The sequence below is a fragment of the Paenibacillus agaridevorans genome, assembly GCF_003112455.1.
GTDB lineage: Bacteria > Bacillota > Bacilli > Paenibacillales > Paenibacillaceae > Pristimantibacillus > Pristimantibacillus agaridevorans.
Map to the genome: position 1 here is coordinate 98401 of NZ_BDQX01000394.1, position 992 is coordinate 99392.

1 protein-coding gene is annotated in these 992 nt (G+C 60.7%); it reads right to left on the reverse strand.

What is annotated here, in order from left to right; all coding sequences use genetic code 11:
- Positions 1-992, reverse strand: a 992-nt coding sequence (locus PAT3040_RS39200; RefSeq protein WP_258235242.1) for a glycoside hydrolase family 3 N-terminal domain-containing protein, incomplete at both ends; no start/stop codon positions are given.

Below are 992 nucleotides of genomic sequence, written 5' to 3' on the forward strand. Positions count from 1 at the left end.
GCCGAACCAGCTCAAGCTGGCGTCCCGGCAGCGTAAGCTTCGAACGGCAGCCTGCTTCCCCGCTCATTTCCGAATCTTCGCCGAGCGCAAGCACAACGACGTCCGCCGAACGCGCGGCATCCAGCATGGCTGCGAGCTCTTCGTCCGACAAACGCTCCGCACCGCCGCAGCCGACGGCCGTAACGGCTGAGGATCCGGCAATGCCGCGCATGCCGTCTGCAAGCGTAACGACTTCTTCTCGTTTGCCCATGCACGACCAAGGACCGAGCAGGTCATCGCTGTTCGCGAACGGCCCGATCAACGCCACCTTGGCCACATTGGCGAGCGGCAGCGTTTTTCCTTCGTTCTGCAGCAGCACGCATGACTTAAGCGCCGCTTCATGCGCGGCAGCGCGATGTTCCCCGCTTAAAAGCACTTCGCGTTCAACAGCAGAATCCGCATAACGATGCGGATTCTCGAACAGTCCCAGCTTGCGCTTCAGCTTTAGAATGCGCATAACCCCTTCGTCCAGCAGGCGAATGTCCACGTCTCCGCCCTCGACCAGCTCTTGCAGGTGATGCGGATAACATGGCGACATCATCTCGATATCAACGCCCGCTTCGATCGCCTTGCGCGCGCATTCCTTCTCGTCTTCCGCGACGCCGTGCGGAATCATCTCCTTAACGGCGCCCCAATCGGAGATCAACACGCCGTCGAAGCCCCATTCGCCGCGAAGCAGGTCGCGCATCAGCTTGCGGTTGGCCGTCGCAGGGATGCCGTCCACCGTATTAAACGCCGTCATGACCATCTCGCAGCCTTCTTCGAGCGCGGCCCGGTAGGACGGCATGTAATACTCGCGGCGCATCCATTCCGACATATCGACGGTGTTGTAGTCCCTTCCGCCCTCTGCAGCGCCATATGCCGCAAAATGTTTTATGCACGCGGCAATTTTATACGGCTCCTTGGACACGTCCTTACCTTGATAGCCGCGCACGAAGGCGCGGGCGGACCGG